Raw genomic sequence first — 16,097 nt, 5'->3', positions numbered from 1 at the left:
GTAAAACCATCACGACTAGGAAGCGGTATGGAGAAAGCACCTTCCGCTTAGCTGAACGGTGGACTAGGTACCCGATTGCCATGATGCATAAAGAGATGAATAGCGCGACCACTGCACCAAAAACCACATAGATCATGTTTCTCTCTCACTTCTTCTAGGGGGTGGCCACGACATCCGTTGCGTTCGATCTTATTCTGGAACCTCGGTTCCCTGTGTTGCCTGAATGGGATCCGGCTGATTATCGGTCGTGGTGTCGCTGTCGCGGACAACCTCGCGGAGGCGCGCCGCTTCGTGGCCGTCAACGCGGGCCCGCGCGAGCCGCTGCGCGAGCGCGTGGAAAGGCTGGCGCGCGGCGCCGAGGAGCGTCAGCTCGCCCTGGGCGGCACACTGCGGGTGCGCACGAATGTGGCGGAGGTGGCGGAGCCGGTGGCGTCGATAAGCGAGCGCGTCGTGCGCGAAGGCTTGAGCAACGTCGTGCAGCACGCCGGCGCCACCGAGGCCGTGGTGACGGTGGATATGCTGGGCGACGTCGTCACCGTCGACGTCTTCGACAACGGGCGCGGCATCACCGGCCCGGAGGGGTACGGGCTGCGCGGCCTGCGCGCACGCGTCGAGGAAGCCGGGGGCGAACTCGCGGTGGAGGGCAACGTGCTCGCCGCGACCATTCCCTGCAAGGAGCGCTAGATGATTCGCGTGATGCTTATCGACGACCACCCGGTCGTCCGCGCCGGCCTGCGCGCCGTGCTCGACTCCTTCGGCGACATTGAGGTCGTGGCCGAGGCTGCCTCCGGCGACGCGAAGGTCCCGGACTCCGTGGACGTGGTCGTCACCGATATTCAGATGCCCGGCGCGGACGGCATTGCCCTGACCCGGCGTCTCGCCGCCGCGGGCGGGCCGCCCGTGCTGATTCTCACCACCTACGACACACAGGCTGACGTGGTTGCCGCGGTCGAGGCTGGCGCGCTAGGTTACATGCTCAAGGACGCCCCCGAGCAGGAGCTCCACGGCGCCGTTCTGTCCGCCGCCCAGGGCCGCCGCGTCCTCTCCCCGCAGGTGGCGGGCGTTTTGGCGGAGCGGGTGATGCGCCCGGACGAGGCGCTCTCGGCCCGAGAGATCGAGATCCTCCAGGCCCTGCAAACGGGCGCAACGAATCGGGAGATCGCAGCGCGGCTATTCATTTCGGAGGCGACGGTGAAAACGCATCTGATCCACGTCTATTCCAAGCTCGGTGTGGACAACCGTACGGCCGCCGTGGACAAGGCCCGCGAACGGAGGATAATTTAGCCATGACTGTGACCGTCGTCGGTTCCATTAACGCCGACCTCGTGCTTGAGGTTGAGCGCCACCCCGCACCCGGAGAGACGCTGCTGGGCAGCGGTGGGACGGTGACTGCGGGTGGCAAGGGGGCGAACCAGGCCGTGGCCGCCGCGCTCCTCGGCGCCGCGGTCCGGATGGTCGGGGCGGTGGGCTCCGACGCGTACGCCGGCCCCGCGCTCAAGCACCTGCGTTGCTCTGGCGTGGACCTGTCCGCCGTGGGGACAGTCGAGGGCGCGACGGGGCTAGCGGTGGTAACTGTCGCGGCGGACGGGGAGAACACCATCGTCGTCGTTCCCGGGGCCAACGCCGCGGTCGACGCGGATGCCGTCGCCGCGCACAGCAAAGCAGTCGCGGACGCCGACATCGTGCTGTTGCAAGGGGAGATCCCCGCCAGCGGGTTCGCAGCGGCAGTGCGCCTGGCCACTGGGCGCGTGGTGGTCAACCTCGCCCCCGTCGTCAAGGTCGATCGCACTGCGTTGCTTGCCGCCGACCCGCTTGTCGCCAATGAGCACGAAGCCGGGCTCATCCTCGCGCAGTTCGGTGCTGCAGCGGCCCCTCGCCTCGGAGACACTGGGGACGCTGGGGGCCCTGGGGATGCTGAAGAAGCTGCTGCGGCGGCGCTGGTGGAGCTGGGTTTTCGCTCCGTCGTGGTGACGCGCGGCGCGCACGGCTGCGTCGTCGCAGATGCTGCCGGAGTGACGGCCGTGCCCACGCCGAAGGTCACCGCGGTGGACTCGACGGGTGCCGGCGACGCGTTCGTCGGCGCGCTCGTGCACCGCCTCGAGGCGGGAGATTGTCTGGTGGAGGCCGCCCGGTTCGCTTCGCGCGTCGGCGCGTTTGCCGCTACCCGCCGCGGCGCGCAGACATCCTACCCAACCCAGTCGGACGCGCTGCCGGGCGCGGACGGCGTTTAGCCTGCTCCTAAGCAGTACGAGGGGTACGAGGAGTGCGCGGGGCGAGCACCGCCAACGCCAGCAGCGCCACCGCCGCCCATCCCACCACGGAGATCCCAAGGGTGAGCAAGTGGTTCGCCCCGACCGCAACCAGTGCGGCCGCGATTCCGGCGACGATGAATTGGAAACAGCCCATCGCCCCGTTGCCGGCACCCGCGCCGATATCGCGCACCGCCTCGACGGCGAGCGCGGTGGCGTTCGGCATCATCATTCCGGCCATGAGCGAGAGCACCGCGAGGAACGGCACCACCGCGAACAGGGGCGGGGTGAACTGCGACAGCACCAGCAGCACCACTCCCGCAGCGAGGTCAGCGAGAAGCGCGAAGCGCAACAAAGCTCGTTGGTCGAAGCGGCCGACGAGCCGCATGTTGACCATGTTGGATACCGGCAGCAGCAACGCCATGGAACCGAACAACACCGCGTAGAGGCCGGGGGAGGCCCCGAGCTGCGACTGTAGGACGAGCGGCGAGCCGGAAATGTAGCTGAACAGGGCGGCAAAACCCATGCCGGAGGCGAGCATGTAGCCCACGAACTCCGGCCGGGCCAGGCAGCGGCCAATGCGGGGAAACAGGCCGCGCAGTGCACCGGCGGAGCGCCTTTCCCGCGGTAAGGACTCCCGCAGGATGAACACCCCGATGATGATCTGCGCTAGGTTCACGGCCGCGAGGAACCAGAACACGCCGCGCCAGCCGAAGGACGGCAAGATCATGCTGCCCATAACGGGGGCGATCGCGGGCGCGAACCCAGTAATCGCCATCATCGCAGAAAATCCCCTGGCCGCCGCCGCGCCGCGGGCGACATCGGGGATGACCGCGCGGGAGACCACCATCGCGGAACCGCCGGCGAAGCCCTGCACGGTGCGCGCGGCGATGAGCAGCTCGATGGAGGGGGCAAGGGCGCAGAACGCGGATGCCACGAGGAACGCGACGGAGGAGTAGACGATGGGACGCTTGCGCCCAGTCGAGTCGGACAGCGCACCCATCAGCAGGTTTCCCAGGGCCATGCCCACCATGAATCCGGAGATGGTCAGCTGCGCCATCGCGGGGGTGGTGGCGAGGTCCTCGCTGATCGCCGGCAGGCCGGGCAGGTACATGTCGATGCCGAATGGGCCCGCGGCTGTCATCAGCGCAAGCGTTAACAGCACCCCAAGGGAGAGGGAAGTCACCGATATAGTCCTAGCTGCGCCAATTCATAAAAGCAACAGGTACCCTTGCCGCATGAGCAACACTGAGGCACACCCCGACGAACTCGTCTTGGGCGACGGCGGTTGCGCGCGGCCCGAATCCGACTGTCCCGGCGCGGACGTGGAGATCATCACCGCGCGTGAGGTACCCCTCGGTGGCCCGCGCGCGATGACTGTGCACCGGACCCTCCCGCAGCGGCAACGCTCCATGATTGGCGCCTGGTGCTTTGCCGACCACTACGGTCCCGACGATGTCTCCGTCACCGGCGGGATGGATGTCGCCCCCCACCCGCACACAGGCTTGCAGACGGTGTCCTGGCTGTTCGAGGGCGAGATTCAGCACATCGATTCTGGCGGCAACCGCGGGCTTGTCCGCCCCGGCGAGGTTAACCTCATGACTTCCGGGGGCGGCATCTGCCACTCCGAGACCTCCACCGCACACACCACCGCCCTCCACGGGGTGCAGCTGTGGCTGGCCTTGCCGGAGGGGGCGCGCACGGACGCACCGCGCGCCTTCGAGCACTACGCGCCCACGCCGTTTCGTCTCACCGGGCTGACCCTGCCGCGTTCGGCAGGGCAGGCACGCGTGTTCATCGGCACGATGTTCGGCCAAACGAGCCCTGTGACCACCTACACCCCGCTGCTGGGCGCGGAGCTCAAGGTCGCGCCGGGCCAGGAGTTCGTCATGCAGGTCAACCCAGAGTTTGAGCACGGCTTGCTTGTCGACGCCGCCGGGCTGCAGCTGGAGGGCGTAGACATCCCGGCGCGCGCCATCGGTTATACGGGCGTGGGCGAAAAGACGCTGACGGTGAAAAACACCACTGACGCCGAGATCTACGCGATTTTTCTCGGCGGGGAGCCGTTCGGCGAGGAGATCCTCATGTGGTGGAACTTCGTGGCCCGCGACTACAGCGAGATCGAGCAGTATCGCCGCGAGTGGCAGGCACGTGGTGAGCGTTTCGGCCGCGTCGAGGGGTACGTCGGACATGGCGGGCCGGATCGCAACGCGGAAGGGCAGAGCTGGTTGCCGGCCCCGGAGCTGCCGAATGCGCGAATTCGGCCGCGGAAGAACCCTGAGCCTGTGGCTAGGCCGAGCCAAGAGCGCGGGTAGCGGCTAAGGTCTGGCTCATGATCGTTTCGCTTCTGGCGACCGTCGAGAAGTCTCAACCTGTGATGTCTCGCCTGGTCAACGTGGAAGATTCGATGAACTTGGGGGAGCTCTCGCAGGTCATTGATGCCGCCTTTGGTTTTTCCGGTGCCGCGACCCACCTTTATATGAGCCCGGCACGCGAGGGCACTCAGCGCGAGGTGCTCTCCGCGACCCCGGGGGCGGGGGAGCGCAACGAAAAAGACGTCACGATCTCCCAGATCGAGCACGCCACCTACGTCTACGACCCCAGTGCCAATTGGAATATCCACGTCGAGGTGCTTGGGCGGTCCCATTTGGACGGGCCCACGCCGACGCTTATCGACGCCCTCGGGCCCGACGTCGTCGAGTCCTGCAACGGCCCGACCATGATGAGCCGCTTCCACGTGGAGGCCCGCCGCATCACGGCAGGTCTCGACCCCGACATGGAGGTCGCGCCGCTGCTGCTGAGTTTCCTTCCCGTGATGACCCCCGAGCGCCTGTTGCGCAGGCTGACCCAGGCCGACCAGGTCACGGTGAGCGAGCGGATTAGCTTTGTCGCCGAGGACATGTTCATCGGCGCGACCGAGGCCATGGGGGAGGACCCGCGTGCCCCGCGTTTTGCCGCCGAGTTCGAGGAATACCTGGAGTCGCGCCCGGATCTGCGGGAGATCCTGTCGATGGACCCCAACCCGGAGCGCAACCCAACGCTGATCTCGGCGATGGCGGAGTTTTTCGAAGAGCGGTTGGGCGACGGCGGCGCCGACAGCGAATTCGCCGTTTACGACTCGTTGACAAGCATCATCGAAATGGTGTGGTCGCAGCCGCGCAAGCGGATCAAGCTCACCAGCCTGGGCACGGTTCCCGCCACGTACGTTGCGGCGCTCGCGGTGATGTTGGATGTGCCTGGCACCGAACCGCAGATTGAGATCATCTTGCGCGCTCTCATCGCCGCCGGTCTTCTTGCCGAGGTTGACGGGTGGCTCACCGTCACCGCGCGCGGCGAGGACCTGTTGGAGAACCCGAGCCTGTTCGCCGCAACCGTGCCGGCGCTGCGCGAGGGGTTCCGTCTCGAGCTGGGCGAAGGGTGGGACGCGCTGCTTCGCCAGGTGGAGCACGCGTCGTCTTTGACGTCGGAAGGCACTGAAAGCGCTGACGGCGCCGCGCAGGCCGCCGCGATCGAGGAGCTGGACGACGACGATTCCGCCCTGCTCCACGCCCTAGGCGTGCTGGCGTTTGGTGACGAGTTCGGCGGTGAGTGTTTCACCGTTGGCGGTACCCAGTTCGTCCAGCAGATGCTTGACCGCGACTAGCGCGCACATGCGACTAACCCACGCTCACCGGCTTTGCACAGCGAGGACCAGGTAGAGCCCCATCACCCCAAGCACGAGCATGAGCACGGTCGTCAATCCCACCGCGAGCACGTTCACATGAGCTTTGCCCATGCTCAGCGCCTGCGCCTGCGCGCGGTAGGCCGGGCGGGTGACCACCATGATCGCCAACGCCAGGGCAGCGAGCAGGGCCACCGTGGCGGCCACGAGCCTGGGGAAGGCGGCCGACCAACGCAGCAGCGTCATGGAGGTGATCAGCATTGCCAGGGCCGTGCGCACCCAGGACAGGGCTGTGCGCTCAGGCTGCAACCCGGCGTCCGCGACGGGGATCGGACCGTAGGTGCGAGGCACTACAGCAACCCCAGGAACACGATCAGCGCGGCGATGGCGATGCCCGCCCCGAGCACCGGCACGATGGCGGGGGCCGGCAGGGGCCTGCCGTGGCGCAACGCGCGCTCCACGTGCACCCAGCGCACCGCGGCGCCGAGGGAGATCGCTACCGACAACAGGATGACCACGGCCGCGGCCGTGGTGCGCAGCTCCGGGTGGATGCCGGGCACCGCCAGCGCTTCGAGGGCGATACCGCCGGCGAGGAAAGCCAACGACGTCCTCGTCCAGGCGAGGAAGGTGCGCTCATTGGCGAGGGTAAAGCGCGGGTCCGGGTCCTCGCCGTCTGGGAAGACCGCCCGCGTGAACCAACCGCGCTGTGTCATGGTTGACCAGCCTAATGCCTACGCCCCGAGACACGTGAGAGCGAAGCGGGTGGCAAAGGCCACCACGACAGCCAGCGCCCCAAGCGCAAGAATGCCCACGATGACCCCGCGACTGCGCGGACCAACACGGGAGGCAACCCAACCGCCCAGGACTGCGCCGACAGTGTTGAACATCAGGTCGTCGATATCGGTGTACCCCGTGTATGTCAGGTACTGGGTGGCTTCGATCACGACGCTGAGGGTGAGGCCGGTGAGGAGGGGGCGTCGATAGGCGAGGAAGCCGACGGGAGCGAACAGCGCGATGTTGCCGACTAGGTTGACCCACGGGCCGTACCACACGGTGGAGCGCCGGTAGAACTCCTCAAACGGCATAAGACGCACCTCCCGGCGCGCTTGCACCGAGGCATCCCAAAGAGCACCACCGTCAATATGTGCTTTGGCGATGGTCAGGCAGAACACGGCGACAAGGACCAGCGTCCACGCTGTCACTTCACCGGACTGGAATCGCTGCAGCTTATGACTCACTCGCGCAACCATAGAAGGTGAGCCTGTCTGCACGGTGAGGAAAAGCTGAACAGCTGCTCGGCAGCTTTTCAGGGCGTAGGCTTGGTCCCATGACACACTCAACTCTCATTGTTACTGAGTCAGGTCCGCAGATCGTCGACACCGTCGCCGAACACGCTGGTGAGGGCGACACGCTCATCCAGGTCAGCCACTCGTCCGTGAACTACAAGGACGCCATGGCGCTCGATGGCAACCGCGGTGTGCTGCGCAACCTGCCCACCGTCCCCGGCATCGACGCCGTGGGCACCGTCGTGAGCTCGCCTACGCTTGAGGAGGGCACCCTCGTCACCGTCAACGGCTTCGGCATCGGTGAGCGCCGCAACGGTGGGTTCACCCCGCAGCTGCGCATCGACGCTAGCCAGGTCACCGTCCTGCCTTCGCTTTTCGACGCCCCCACGGCCGCCGCCATCGGCACCGCGGGCTACACCGCCGCCCTGTGCGTTGCCGGTGTGGAGCGCACCCTGTACCCCCTGGACACGCTCGGTGTTAAGGAGCGTGGCCCGATCCTCGTCACCGGCGCAACCGGCGGTGTCGGTTCCATCGCGGTGCAGCTGCTGGCCGCGCGCGGTTTCACCGTCCACGCCGTGACCGGTCGTGTCGAGGAGCACGGTGATTGGCTGCGCTCTCTGGGCGCTGCCGAGATCGTCGACCGCGCCGAGTTTGCAGAGCCGGGCAAGCCGCTACAGCGCACCGCATACGCGGGCTTGGTGGACACGCTGGGCTCGACCCCGCTGGTCAACGCACTCGCCCGCCTGGAGTGGGGCGCGCCCGCTGCTGCCTGCGGCCTCGCCGCCGGCCCGGATCTCAAGGGCACTGTCTTGCCGTTCATTCTGCGCGGCGTGCAGCTGATTGGCATCAACTCCGTCGATACGCCCGCCCCGCTTCGCGCCGAAGCTTGGGAGCTGCTCGCGGAGTCTCTCGACGTTGACGCACTGCGCGCATCCACCCGCACGGTGTCCTTCGAGGGCGCGATCGAGGTCGGCCGCGAGCTTCTCCAAGGCGCCGCACACGGACGCACCGTGGTCGAGGTCTAACGCCGCCTAGGCATAAGAACGCAAAAAGCACCCGCCGTCTGGCGGGTGCTTTTGTCGTGGTGCGCGTTGTGCGCGCCTACTCGGAGTAGGGGACCGGTCCGCCGGAGACCTGGCGGTAGGCGTGTGCGAGCGCGAGGTACGCCGCCGGCATCACGATGATCAGGCCGAGACCAAGCGCCAACACACCGAGGATGGTCACAACAAAGCCGACCAGCCCGAACAGCAGAAGCTGCGGGTAGTTGCGCGCGCTCGCGGCGATGCCTGCACGCAGCGATCCGCCGAAACCGGCAGCACTGTCGGCGGCGTAGAACGGCGGGAACAGGGTGAACGGGTAGATCAAGAACATGCCGACCAGCATCACGGCCAAGATCTTCGCGAATGCCCAGCCGATCTCGCTGAGCAGCATCCAGTCCTCTTCGGTGGGCTCACCTACGGTTGCGAGGCTCGCCATGGAGGCCAAGTTGTGGCCGAAGATGGGGAAGAGGAGCATGAACATCGCGAACGTCACGAGGGAAACGATGACGCTCACCGTGATCATCACGCCAAGGGTGAGGCCGTAGTTCGGGGCGCGCAGCCCGTCGATGCGCCAGTGCTTCGCCAACGTACTCATCAGCGCGAAGGAGTAGATCACCGGGTAAAGGAAGATCAGCGCAAACGCTGCGAGGTCGCCAACAACTGGCACAACCATCGCCAGAAGGAACACACCGACGGTGGTAATGAACCCAATGGGAAGCCAAATTTTCCAGTTAGCAAACGTCGCTTTGAACCCAAACGCCCACGCGGCCATGACGTCGAGCTTGCCGGTGCCACGGCGGTGGATCCAGCCATTGGTCGCGGGATCATTGAACGGGTGGAGCTCCACGCCGTCGCCGTACGTTCCGTCGACGATGGTGGTGCCGTGGTGGCGCAGGGCGCCGTGGTTGCCGTTGACGTCGAACGCGTCGGCGCTGTAGTAGCCGCCGTAGTTCTCGCCGCTGTAGGCGTTGCCGCCGTACTCGGGCGCGGGGTGGTTCGCCGTGCTGTAGTCGCCGGAGCCGTACTCAGCGGAACCGTAGGAGCCAGCGCCGTAGGCGTCGGTGCCCTCCGTGTTCCTCTCAGTGTTCCAGGCGTTGTCGCGGTTCAAATCACCGTCACGGGGCACGTCATTGCCCCCGTTGTATTTGGAGCTCATCACTCATACCTTCTCTGGATGGAATGGACACAGCGATGCTATCAGCCCAGATGCCTAGTACACCTCGGTGACTTTGCTGGGGTCGCCCAACCGTTCCCCGACGAGAACTAAACCGGCGAAGACGACGGCGACCGCGTAGCCCAGCCCCACCCACAGCGGGTGGAAGCGCGGGCCGAACAGCTTCGCCACACCGACCCCGAGCGCTGCGCCGAGGGTGTTCATGATCAGGTCGTCGATGTCCGTCAGCCCGAGCGCGAAGATGTACTGGCCAAGCTCCATCGCGAGGCTGAGCAGCGCGCCGAAGGCGATGGCCCGCCCGGCGCGGCCGAACACCACGTAGGCAAGGACCCCGACCGGGACGAAGAAGGCGATGTTGCCGCCGTAGCCGAAGGCCGGGGCGAAGACCGAGGTTGCGTCGATAAGCTCGGCGAACGGGCGCAGCGACAGGCCGCGGCGCGACTGGTTCGCCGGGTCCCAGAGGTAGCCGATGCGGTAGAAGGCCTTGAGCATGGTCAGGGCGACGACGACGCAGCAGTACGCCGCGAGAGATCCTGCCGCCGCCCTGCGGCCCATTACTTCACCACCAGGTTCACCATGCGTCCGGGCACGACGATGACCTTGAGTACGTTCTTGTCCGCGGTGAGCTCGGCAACGCGGGCGTCGCCAAGCGCGAGCTTCTCGACATCCTCCTTACCCGCGTCCGCAGGCACCGTCAGGCGGGCGCGAACCTTGCCGTTGATTTGGACGGGGATCTCCACGGTGTCGTCGACAAGCAATGCCTCGTCGAAGGTGGGGAAGGGCTCGAAGGTGATGGTGGACTCGTGGCCGAGCTTGCCCCACAGCTCCTCGGCGATGTGCGGGGCGAGTGGGGAGACCATCTGCACCAACGGCTCGACCGCCGCGCGCGGCGCGATCTGCGGGTACGTCTTGGTGAGGTAATTGACGTACTCGATGAGCTTGGCCACAACCGTGTTGTCGCGCAGGTTCTCGTAATCCTCGCGCACCCCCGCGATCGTGCGGTGCAGCTGCTTGGCATCGTCCTCGGTCAGCTCATCCGTGCTGACCTGGGCGTTACCGGTCTCCTCGTCGACGATGAGGCGCCACAGGCGCTGCAGGAAGCGATGCGCACCGACAACATCCTTCGTCGCCCAAGGGCGCGAGGTGTCCAGCGGGCCCATCGCCATCTCGTAGACGCGAAGCGTATCCGCGCCGAACTCCGCGGCGATCTCGTCCGGGGCGACGGCGTTCTTCAACGACTTGCCCATCTTGCCGTACTCCTGGGTCACCTGATCACCCTGGTAGAAGAACTTCCCGTCCTTCTCCTCAACCTCGGCCGCAGGGACATAGACGCCACGGGAGTCCGTGTACGCGTACGCCTGAATGTAGCCCTGGTTGTACAGGCGGCGATACGGCTCGCGGGACGTGACAAACCCGAGGTCGAACAGCACCTTGTGCCAGAAGCGGGCGTAGAGCAGGTGCAGCACCGCGTGCTCAACGCCACCGACGTAGAGGTCAACCCCACCCGGATCGTTCTCACCGCGCGGTCCGGTCCAGTAACGCTCATTTTCGATGTTGCAGAACTCGTCCGCATTGGTCGGGTCGATGTAGCGCAGCTGGTACCAGGAGGAACCGGCCCACTGCGGCATGACGTTGGTGTCGCGGTAGTACGTCTGCTTACCCTCGCCGAGGTCGAGCTCCACCTCAACCCAGTCGGTGGCCTTCGCCAACGGCGGGGAGGGCTCAGAGTCAGCGTCGTCCGGGTCGAAGGACACCGGGTTGTAGTCCTCCACCTGCGGCAGCTCCACGGGCAGCATGTCCTCGGGCAGGCCGTGGGCCTGGCCGTTGGCGTCGTAGACGATGGGGAAGGGCTCGCCCCAGTAGCGCTGGCGGGCAAACAGCCAATCGCGCAGCTTGTACTGGATCTTCTCCACACCGGACTCGCGCGCCTCGAGCCACTCGATGGCGGCCGCGATTGCGGCCTCCTTGCCCAGGCCGTTGAGGTCCAAACCGTCGGCATTGGCGGAGTTGATGTGCGGGCCGTCCTCGGTAAACGCGGCTTCGGTCACGTCGCCGCCCTCGATCACGGGCACAATCGGCAGTCCGAAAGCGGTAGCGAACTCGTAGTCGCGGTCGTCATGGGCTGGCACGGCCATGATCGCGCCGGTGCCGTAACCGGTCAGGACGTAGTCACCGATGAAGACAGGAATCTGCTCGCCGCTGACCGGGTTCGTAGCATACGAGCCGAGGAACACACCGGTCTTTTCCTTGTTCTCCTGACGCTCCACATCGGACTTCGCGGCAATCGCGCGCTTGTAGGCAGCGACAGCCTCCGCCGGGGTGGCCTCGCCATAGGTCCACCGCTTATCGACGCCCTCGGGGTAAGCGGGGGCCGTGAGGGCGTCGACAAGCTCGTGCTCGGGGGCGAGCACCATGTAGCTCGCGCCGAAGAGCGTGTCCGGGCGGGTGGAGAAGACCTCGATCGGGCCGGCCTCGGAGCTAAACGCGATCTGGGCGCCGCGGGAACGGCCAATCCAATTGCGCTGCATCGACTTGACCTTCTCCGGCCAATCGAGCAGGTCCAGATCATCAAGCAGGCGATCCGAGTAAGCGGTGATGCGCATCATCCACTGGCGCAGGCGCTTGCGGAAGACCGGGTAGTTGCCGCGCTCAGAACGGCCCTCGGCGGTGACCTCCTCATTAGCCAGCACCGTACCCAGACCCGGGCACCAGTTGACCATGGACTCAGACAGGTAGACGAGGCGGAACTCATCAATCGCCTTGTGCTTTTCCTCCGTGGTCAGCTCGCGGAAGTTACGGCCGTCCTTGGTCTGGCGCGCACCCGTCATCAGATCACGGACTAGGTCCTCGATCGGGCGGGCCTTCTGCAGCTCCTCATCGAACCACGCGTTGTAGACCTGCAGGAAAATCCACTGAGTCCAGCGGTAAAACTCCGGATCCGTGGTAGCCACCGAACGGCGGCGGTCGTGCCCCAGGCCGAGCAAACCGAGCTGGCGCTGCATGTTCGCGATGTTCGCCTCAGTAGTCGTGCGCGGGTGCGTGCCCGTCTGAATCGCGTACTGCTCCGCCGGCAGACCGAACGCGTCGTAGCCCAAGGTGTGCAGCACGTTCTTGCCCAGCATGCGGTTATAGCGGGCGTAGACATCCGTGGCGATGTAGCCGAGCGGGTGGCCGACGTGCAGGCCCGCCCCCGAGGGGTAAGGGAACATGTCCTGGACGTTGAGCTTGTCCTCGGGCAGTTCGGCGCCGGTGGCGAGATCGCCCACCGGGTTCGGCGCGTTGAACGTGCCGTTATCCACCCAGTAGCGCTGCCACTTCTGCTCGATCTCATTAGCCACTCCCGCCGTGTAGCGGAATGCCGGTCCCTCGCTCGCGTTAGTCCTCGCGTCAGTCATGGTTAGACAGTGTAATGCGTGGTAACGCAAGGTGGTCGCGGTGGGTTTCGATGGCGGTTTTGGCGCGGGTTGCTGGGTGTTGGAGCCCAGGTGTTGGTTCCATTCACACCGGCGGGACGCCTACTCCCCCAGGAAAGCTTTGCGGCAGTGCCCTATCCCCGCTAGCGCGGGGCGACTGTACTTTCGCACGTATCTAAGGGCTCATCTCCGCAGGCGCGGAGCACTGCCGAAGTTCACGTTATCGGAGGAGCAATCGCGATGAAAGCGAGCGCACTTCATTCACCTGTGGCATACTCTGAACTTAGAAACGTGAGAAGCGCTATCGGTTCAATCCGCGTGACGCCACGGGGATCGCGACGAACCGGGATCGCTTCACACAACCAGATTGCAATGGAGGACGCCCATGCCTAAACCCACTGGCCTGCCAGCCACCACGCTTGACTTTGCTACGGCAGCAGATGGTTGGGCCGACGCACGCAGCGCTACCGCGCAAGCACTGTGGGCTAAATCCGGCGACGAAACAGGGCACCTAACACTTCCCCAGCACCTCGTGGACAGCGCGTGCACGGCATCAGCACTCTTTGACACGTGGCTTTCCCCTTCGACCACACAATTACTGACTGAGAAACTGGGCCTCATCAAAGGGGAGTTGCGCTCCTTAACCATTTGGTTGGCGGGGACCCACGATATTGGGAAGGCGTGCAAAACTTTCCAGACTAAAATCGAGCCTGACTCCCGCCTATCTTACCTGCTATCGCTGCTTGACGACGCCGGTTTGCCCCGCACCCAAAGCCGCCACGAGATCCCCCACAAGATGCCCCATGGCGTGGTCTCTGCGGTCATTGTCACGGCATGGCTCAAAGAGCACGGCGTTCCACCCGCCACCGCTGTACGTCTCGGCGAGATCGCCGGAGCACACCACGGGATCGCTTCACCGATAGAGGATTACGGGGTAGTCGAAATCATCGTGGGCGGTTACGAACCAGAATGGGCCGCGGTCCACCGCGAACTCCTGGACGGCATGGCCGAACTGGCTGGAGTACACCCTGCCCTCCAGAAACTCTCTTCTCGCCCAGCACCCTCGGCCGCGGCACTACAACTCCTCACCGGACTCGTCGTGCTGGCCGACTGGATCGCCTCCAACGCCGACGCTTTCCCTATGGAGACACGGGGAAGCCAGCGCGACAGGTTGATACTGGGGATGCAGCAGACGGATCTCACCTCACCGTGGTGCCCGTCCGAAATGGGGGATGACCTGGACGAGCTTTTCCGCACATCTTTCGGGTGGCCAGACGGATATTCACCGCGGAGCATCCAACACGCAATGGCGACGGTAGCCAGCGAGGTGAGCGAGCCCACCCTGATCATCCTGGAAGCGGGTACAGGCCAGGGCAAGACGGAGGCTGCATTGGCCGCCGCCCAGATCCTCGGGCAAAACGTGGGCGCACAGGGCATCTACTTTGCGGCCCCCACGATGGCAACCGCCAACGGCCTGCTCGAGCGCACCCTGCGCTGGGCGTCTCGTTCCGGGCAAGACCACACAGTGGCATCGATGTACCTAGCTCATTCCAAGAACCAGTTGGCCCAGGAGTACCGGCAACTCAAGCTTCGGGGCATCGCACCCGAGGAGTCTGAAAAGGGCGGGGAAGTGGTGGCCAGCTCCTGGATGAGCGGGCGCCGCAGGGGCCTACTGTCCAACATCGTGGTGGGCACCGTCGACCAGGTCCTCATGGTGGCCCTGCAGCAGCGCTACTCCATGCTCCGCCACATTGCGCTAGCAGGAAAGATCGTCATTTTCGACGAGGTGCACTCTTTCGACACCTACACCTCGGCGTACCTGGAACGAACCCTGGAATGGTTGGCTTACTACGGGGTCAGCGTCATCATGCTCTCCGCGACGCTTCCCCGTGGGCGTCGAGAAGCTCTCATCGAGGCCTACACAGGAGAGCGACCCACGGAATCGCACGATGCCTATCCCCTGATCTCGATTGCCAGCGAATCCTCGCTGCGATTCGAGGCGCCCAAACCCCCTCCCCCTGAGCTCACGGCACGCGTGCAATTGCTTGACGACGACCTCCCAACCGTCACCGACACCCTTGAGGATCTCCTCGCAGACGGCGGGTGTGCCCTCATCACGTGCAACACGATCGCGCGGGCACAGGAGACCTACTCAGCAGTGTCCGAACTCTTTCCTGGTGAGGCGGAGCTCCACCATGCCGGATTCATGGCGTGGGAACGCACGCAACGCGAGGATGCGCTGCGCCGCAAACTCGGCCCAACGTCCCACCGCGGGGATGGGCGCCCCGACAGGTTGATTGTGGTGGCGACCCAGGTTGCCGAGCAGAGTTTGGACATCGACGCAGACGTGCTCATCACCGACATCGCACCGATGGATCTGCTGATCCAGCGAGCCGGGCGAATCCACCGCCACGACCGCCCAGTCAGCGACCGCCCAGAGAAACTCCGCACACCGCGCATCTACGTCCGCGGGATCACACAGACGGACCCAGTCCCCGAATTCGATGGTGGAGCCGAGGCCATCTACGGCGCACGGCTCCTTCTCGCGACACTTCTGCGTCTTCCCGAACAGTTCACCCGCCCGGACGACGTTCCTAACCTCGTGCAATCCGTCTACGGAGACGTCCACGACATCCCCGAGGCATGGGAAGCGGCGTGGAACGATGCACTGCGCGCGGAGCAAGAGCGCGAAGCCCGGGCTAGATCACGCGCTCAAGACTTCCGAGTTCCAACCCCGTTCCAACAGCAACCTCTGGCAGGCCTTTTCGGGCGATGTGCCTCGGCCGTCATCCGTCTCGGCGACGAGGAGCGTGGCGCGGCCCAAGTCCGCGACGCGGAGCCAACAGTCGAGGTGATTCCCATTGTGCGCACCCAGTACGGCTACCGCCCTCTTGGGGACCACCCCGAAATCCTGGAGACGGGCGATCTGAGCTACGCCGAGGCATTTCACCTCGCATCCAGCGTTGTCCGTCTCCCGGCGCGCATGACCCGGTACACCAACGACTTCGAGGCGGTGGTGGGGACGCTAGAGGAGCGCACACCGCCGCATTGGCAGAACCACTTCCTGCTCAAGGGGCAGCTCGCTTTGCTTCTCGACGAAGACCACGTCACCCAGCTCGGCCACTTTTGGGTTCGCTACTCCACAGAACTCGGCCTCGAACATGGATTCGAAAAGGAGGGTCGAATGTCTGCTCCCTGATCTAGCGTCATTCGTACGGCACACCTGTGCCACATCCACACCCCACACACCCAACCATCACCAGAAAGGAGACAC

General features: G+C 65.3%; 14 protein-coding genes. 7 read left to right on the top strand and 7 right to left on the bottom strand.

Translation table 11 applies throughout. The features are described 5' to 3' along the window. Positions 1 to 177: 177 nt before the first annotated feature. Genes VVR41_RS09695 through VVR41_RS09685 form a run of 3 tightly spaced genes read left to right on the top strand, consistent with a single transcriptional unit; the run spans position 178 to position 2,231 of the window. A complete protein-coding gene (locus VVR41_RS09695; RefSeq protein WP_368524597.1) occupies positions 178 to 684 on the top strand; it encodes a sensor histidine kinase in 507 nt (168 codons plus the stop codon). Then, positions 685 to 1,284 carry a response regulator gene (locus tag VVR41_RS09690; protein WP_368524596.1) on the top strand — a complete coding sequence of 200 codons (600 nt, stop codon included), beginning with the start codon at positions 685 to 687 and terminating at the stop codon, positions 1,282 to 1,284. 2 nt (positions 1,285 to 1,286) lie between these two features. Further along, the gene (locus tag VVR41_RS09685) at positions 1,287 to 2,231 is read left to right on the top strand and encodes a ribokinase (protein WP_368524595.1); all 945 of its coding nucleotides are present in this window, start codon (positions 1,287 to 1,289) and stop codon (positions 2,229 to 2,231) included. Between the two features lie 7 nt (positions 2,232 to 2,238). Here VVR41_RS09685 and VVR41_RS09680 read toward each other — a convergent pair whose 3' ends face one another. Further along, the gene (locus VVR41_RS09680) at positions 2,239 to 3,435 is read right to left on the bottom strand and encodes a multidrug effflux MFS transporter (RefSeq protein ID WP_368524594.1); all 1,197 of its coding nucleotides are present in this window, start codon (positions 3,433 to 3,435) and stop codon (positions 2,239 to 2,241) included. 52 nt (positions 3,436 to 3,487) lie between these two features. Between VVR41_RS09680 and VVR41_RS09675 the strand changes: the two genes are divergently transcribed. Further along, a complete protein-coding gene (locus tag VVR41_RS09675; RefSeq protein ID WP_368524593.1) occupies positions 3,488 to 4,564 on the top strand; it encodes a pirin family protein in 1,077 nt (358 codons plus the stop codon). 17 nt (positions 4,565 to 4,581) lie between these two features. Next, positions 4,582 to 5,892: an IS1096 element passenger TnpR family protein gene (locus VVR41_RS09670; RefSeq protein ID WP_368524592.1), complete on the top strand. Its 1,311-nt coding sequence runs from the start codon at positions 4,582 to 4,584 to the stop codon at positions 5,890 to 5,892. 24 nt (positions 5,893 to 5,916) lie between these two features. Here VVR41_RS09670 and VVR41_RS09665 read toward each other — a convergent pair whose 3' ends face one another. From VVR41_RS09665 to VVR41_RS09655, 3 genes are read right to left on the bottom strand one after another with little or no spacing between them, the layout of a single operon-like run. Then, a complete protein-coding gene (locus VVR41_RS09665; protein WP_368524591.1) occupies positions 5,917 to 6,261 on the bottom strand; it encodes a DUF202 domain-containing protein in 345 nt (114 codons plus the stop codon). Next, positions 6,261 to 6,623, bottom strand: a complete 363-nt coding sequence (locus VVR41_RS09660; RefSeq protein ID WP_368524590.1) for a YidH family protein — start codon at positions 6,621 to 6,623, stop codon at positions 6,261 to 6,263. Before VVR41_RS09660 ends, VVR41_RS09665 begins: the two co-directional genes overlap by 1 nt. An 18-nt stretch (positions 6,624 to 6,641) precedes the next feature. After that, positions 6,642 to 7,148, bottom strand: a complete 507-nt coding sequence (locus VVR41_RS09655) for a VanZ family protein (RefSeq protein ID WP_368524589.1) — start codon at positions 7,146 to 7,148, stop codon at positions 6,642 to 6,644. An 89-nt stretch (positions 7,149 to 7,237) separates the two neighbouring features. On the opposite strand from VVR41_RS09655, the gene VVR41_RS09650 reads away from it, so the two are divergent. Then, a complete protein-coding gene (locus VVR41_RS09650) occupies positions 7,238 to 8,221 on the top strand; it encodes an acryloyl-CoA reductase (protein ID WP_368524588.1) in 984 nt (327 codons plus the stop codon). 76 nt (positions 8,222 to 8,297) lie between these two features. On the opposite strand, the gene VVR41_RS09645 is transcribed toward VVR41_RS09650, so the two are convergent. Genes VVR41_RS09645 through leuS form a run of 3 tightly spaced genes read right to left on the bottom strand, consistent with a single transcriptional unit; the run spans position 8,298 to position 12,805 of the window. After that, positions 8,298 to 9,392: a hypothetical protein gene (locus VVR41_RS09645; protein ID WP_368524587.1), complete on the bottom strand. Its 1,095-nt coding sequence runs from the start codon at positions 9,390 to 9,392 to the stop codon at positions 8,298 to 8,300. A 54-nt stretch (positions 9,393 to 9,446) separates the two neighbouring features. Next, positions 9,447 to 9,965: a VanZ family protein gene (locus VVR41_RS09640; RefSeq protein ID WP_368524586.1), complete on the bottom strand. Its 519-nt coding sequence runs from the start codon at positions 9,963 to 9,965 to the stop codon at positions 9,447 to 9,449. Next, positions 9,965 to 12,805, bottom strand: a complete 2,841-nt coding sequence (gene leuS, locus VVR41_RS09635; protein ID WP_368524585.1) for a leucine--tRNA ligase — start codon at positions 12,803 to 12,805, stop codon at positions 9,965 to 9,967. Before leuS ends, VVR41_RS09640 begins: the two co-directional genes overlap by 1 nt. Before the next feature lie 403 nt (positions 12,806 to 13,208). On the opposite strand from leuS, the gene cas3 reads away from it, so the two are divergent. Further along, on the top strand, positions 13,209 to 16,022 hold the full coding sequence (gene cas3 / locus VVR41_RS09630) for a CRISPR-associated helicase Cas3' (protein WP_368524584.1): 2,814 nt from the start codon (positions 13,209 to 13,211) through the stop codon (positions 16,020 to 16,022). Positions 16,023 to 16,097: the final 75 nt, after the last annotated feature.

The sequence above is a fragment of the Corynebacterium sp. LK2510 genome (genome assembly GCF_040946405.1).
In the GTDB taxonomy this organism is placed as follows: Bacteria; Actinomycetota; Actinomycetes; order Mycobacteriales; family Mycobacteriaceae; genus Corynebacterium.
This window is presented reverse-complemented; position numbering and strand designations above follow the sequence as displayed.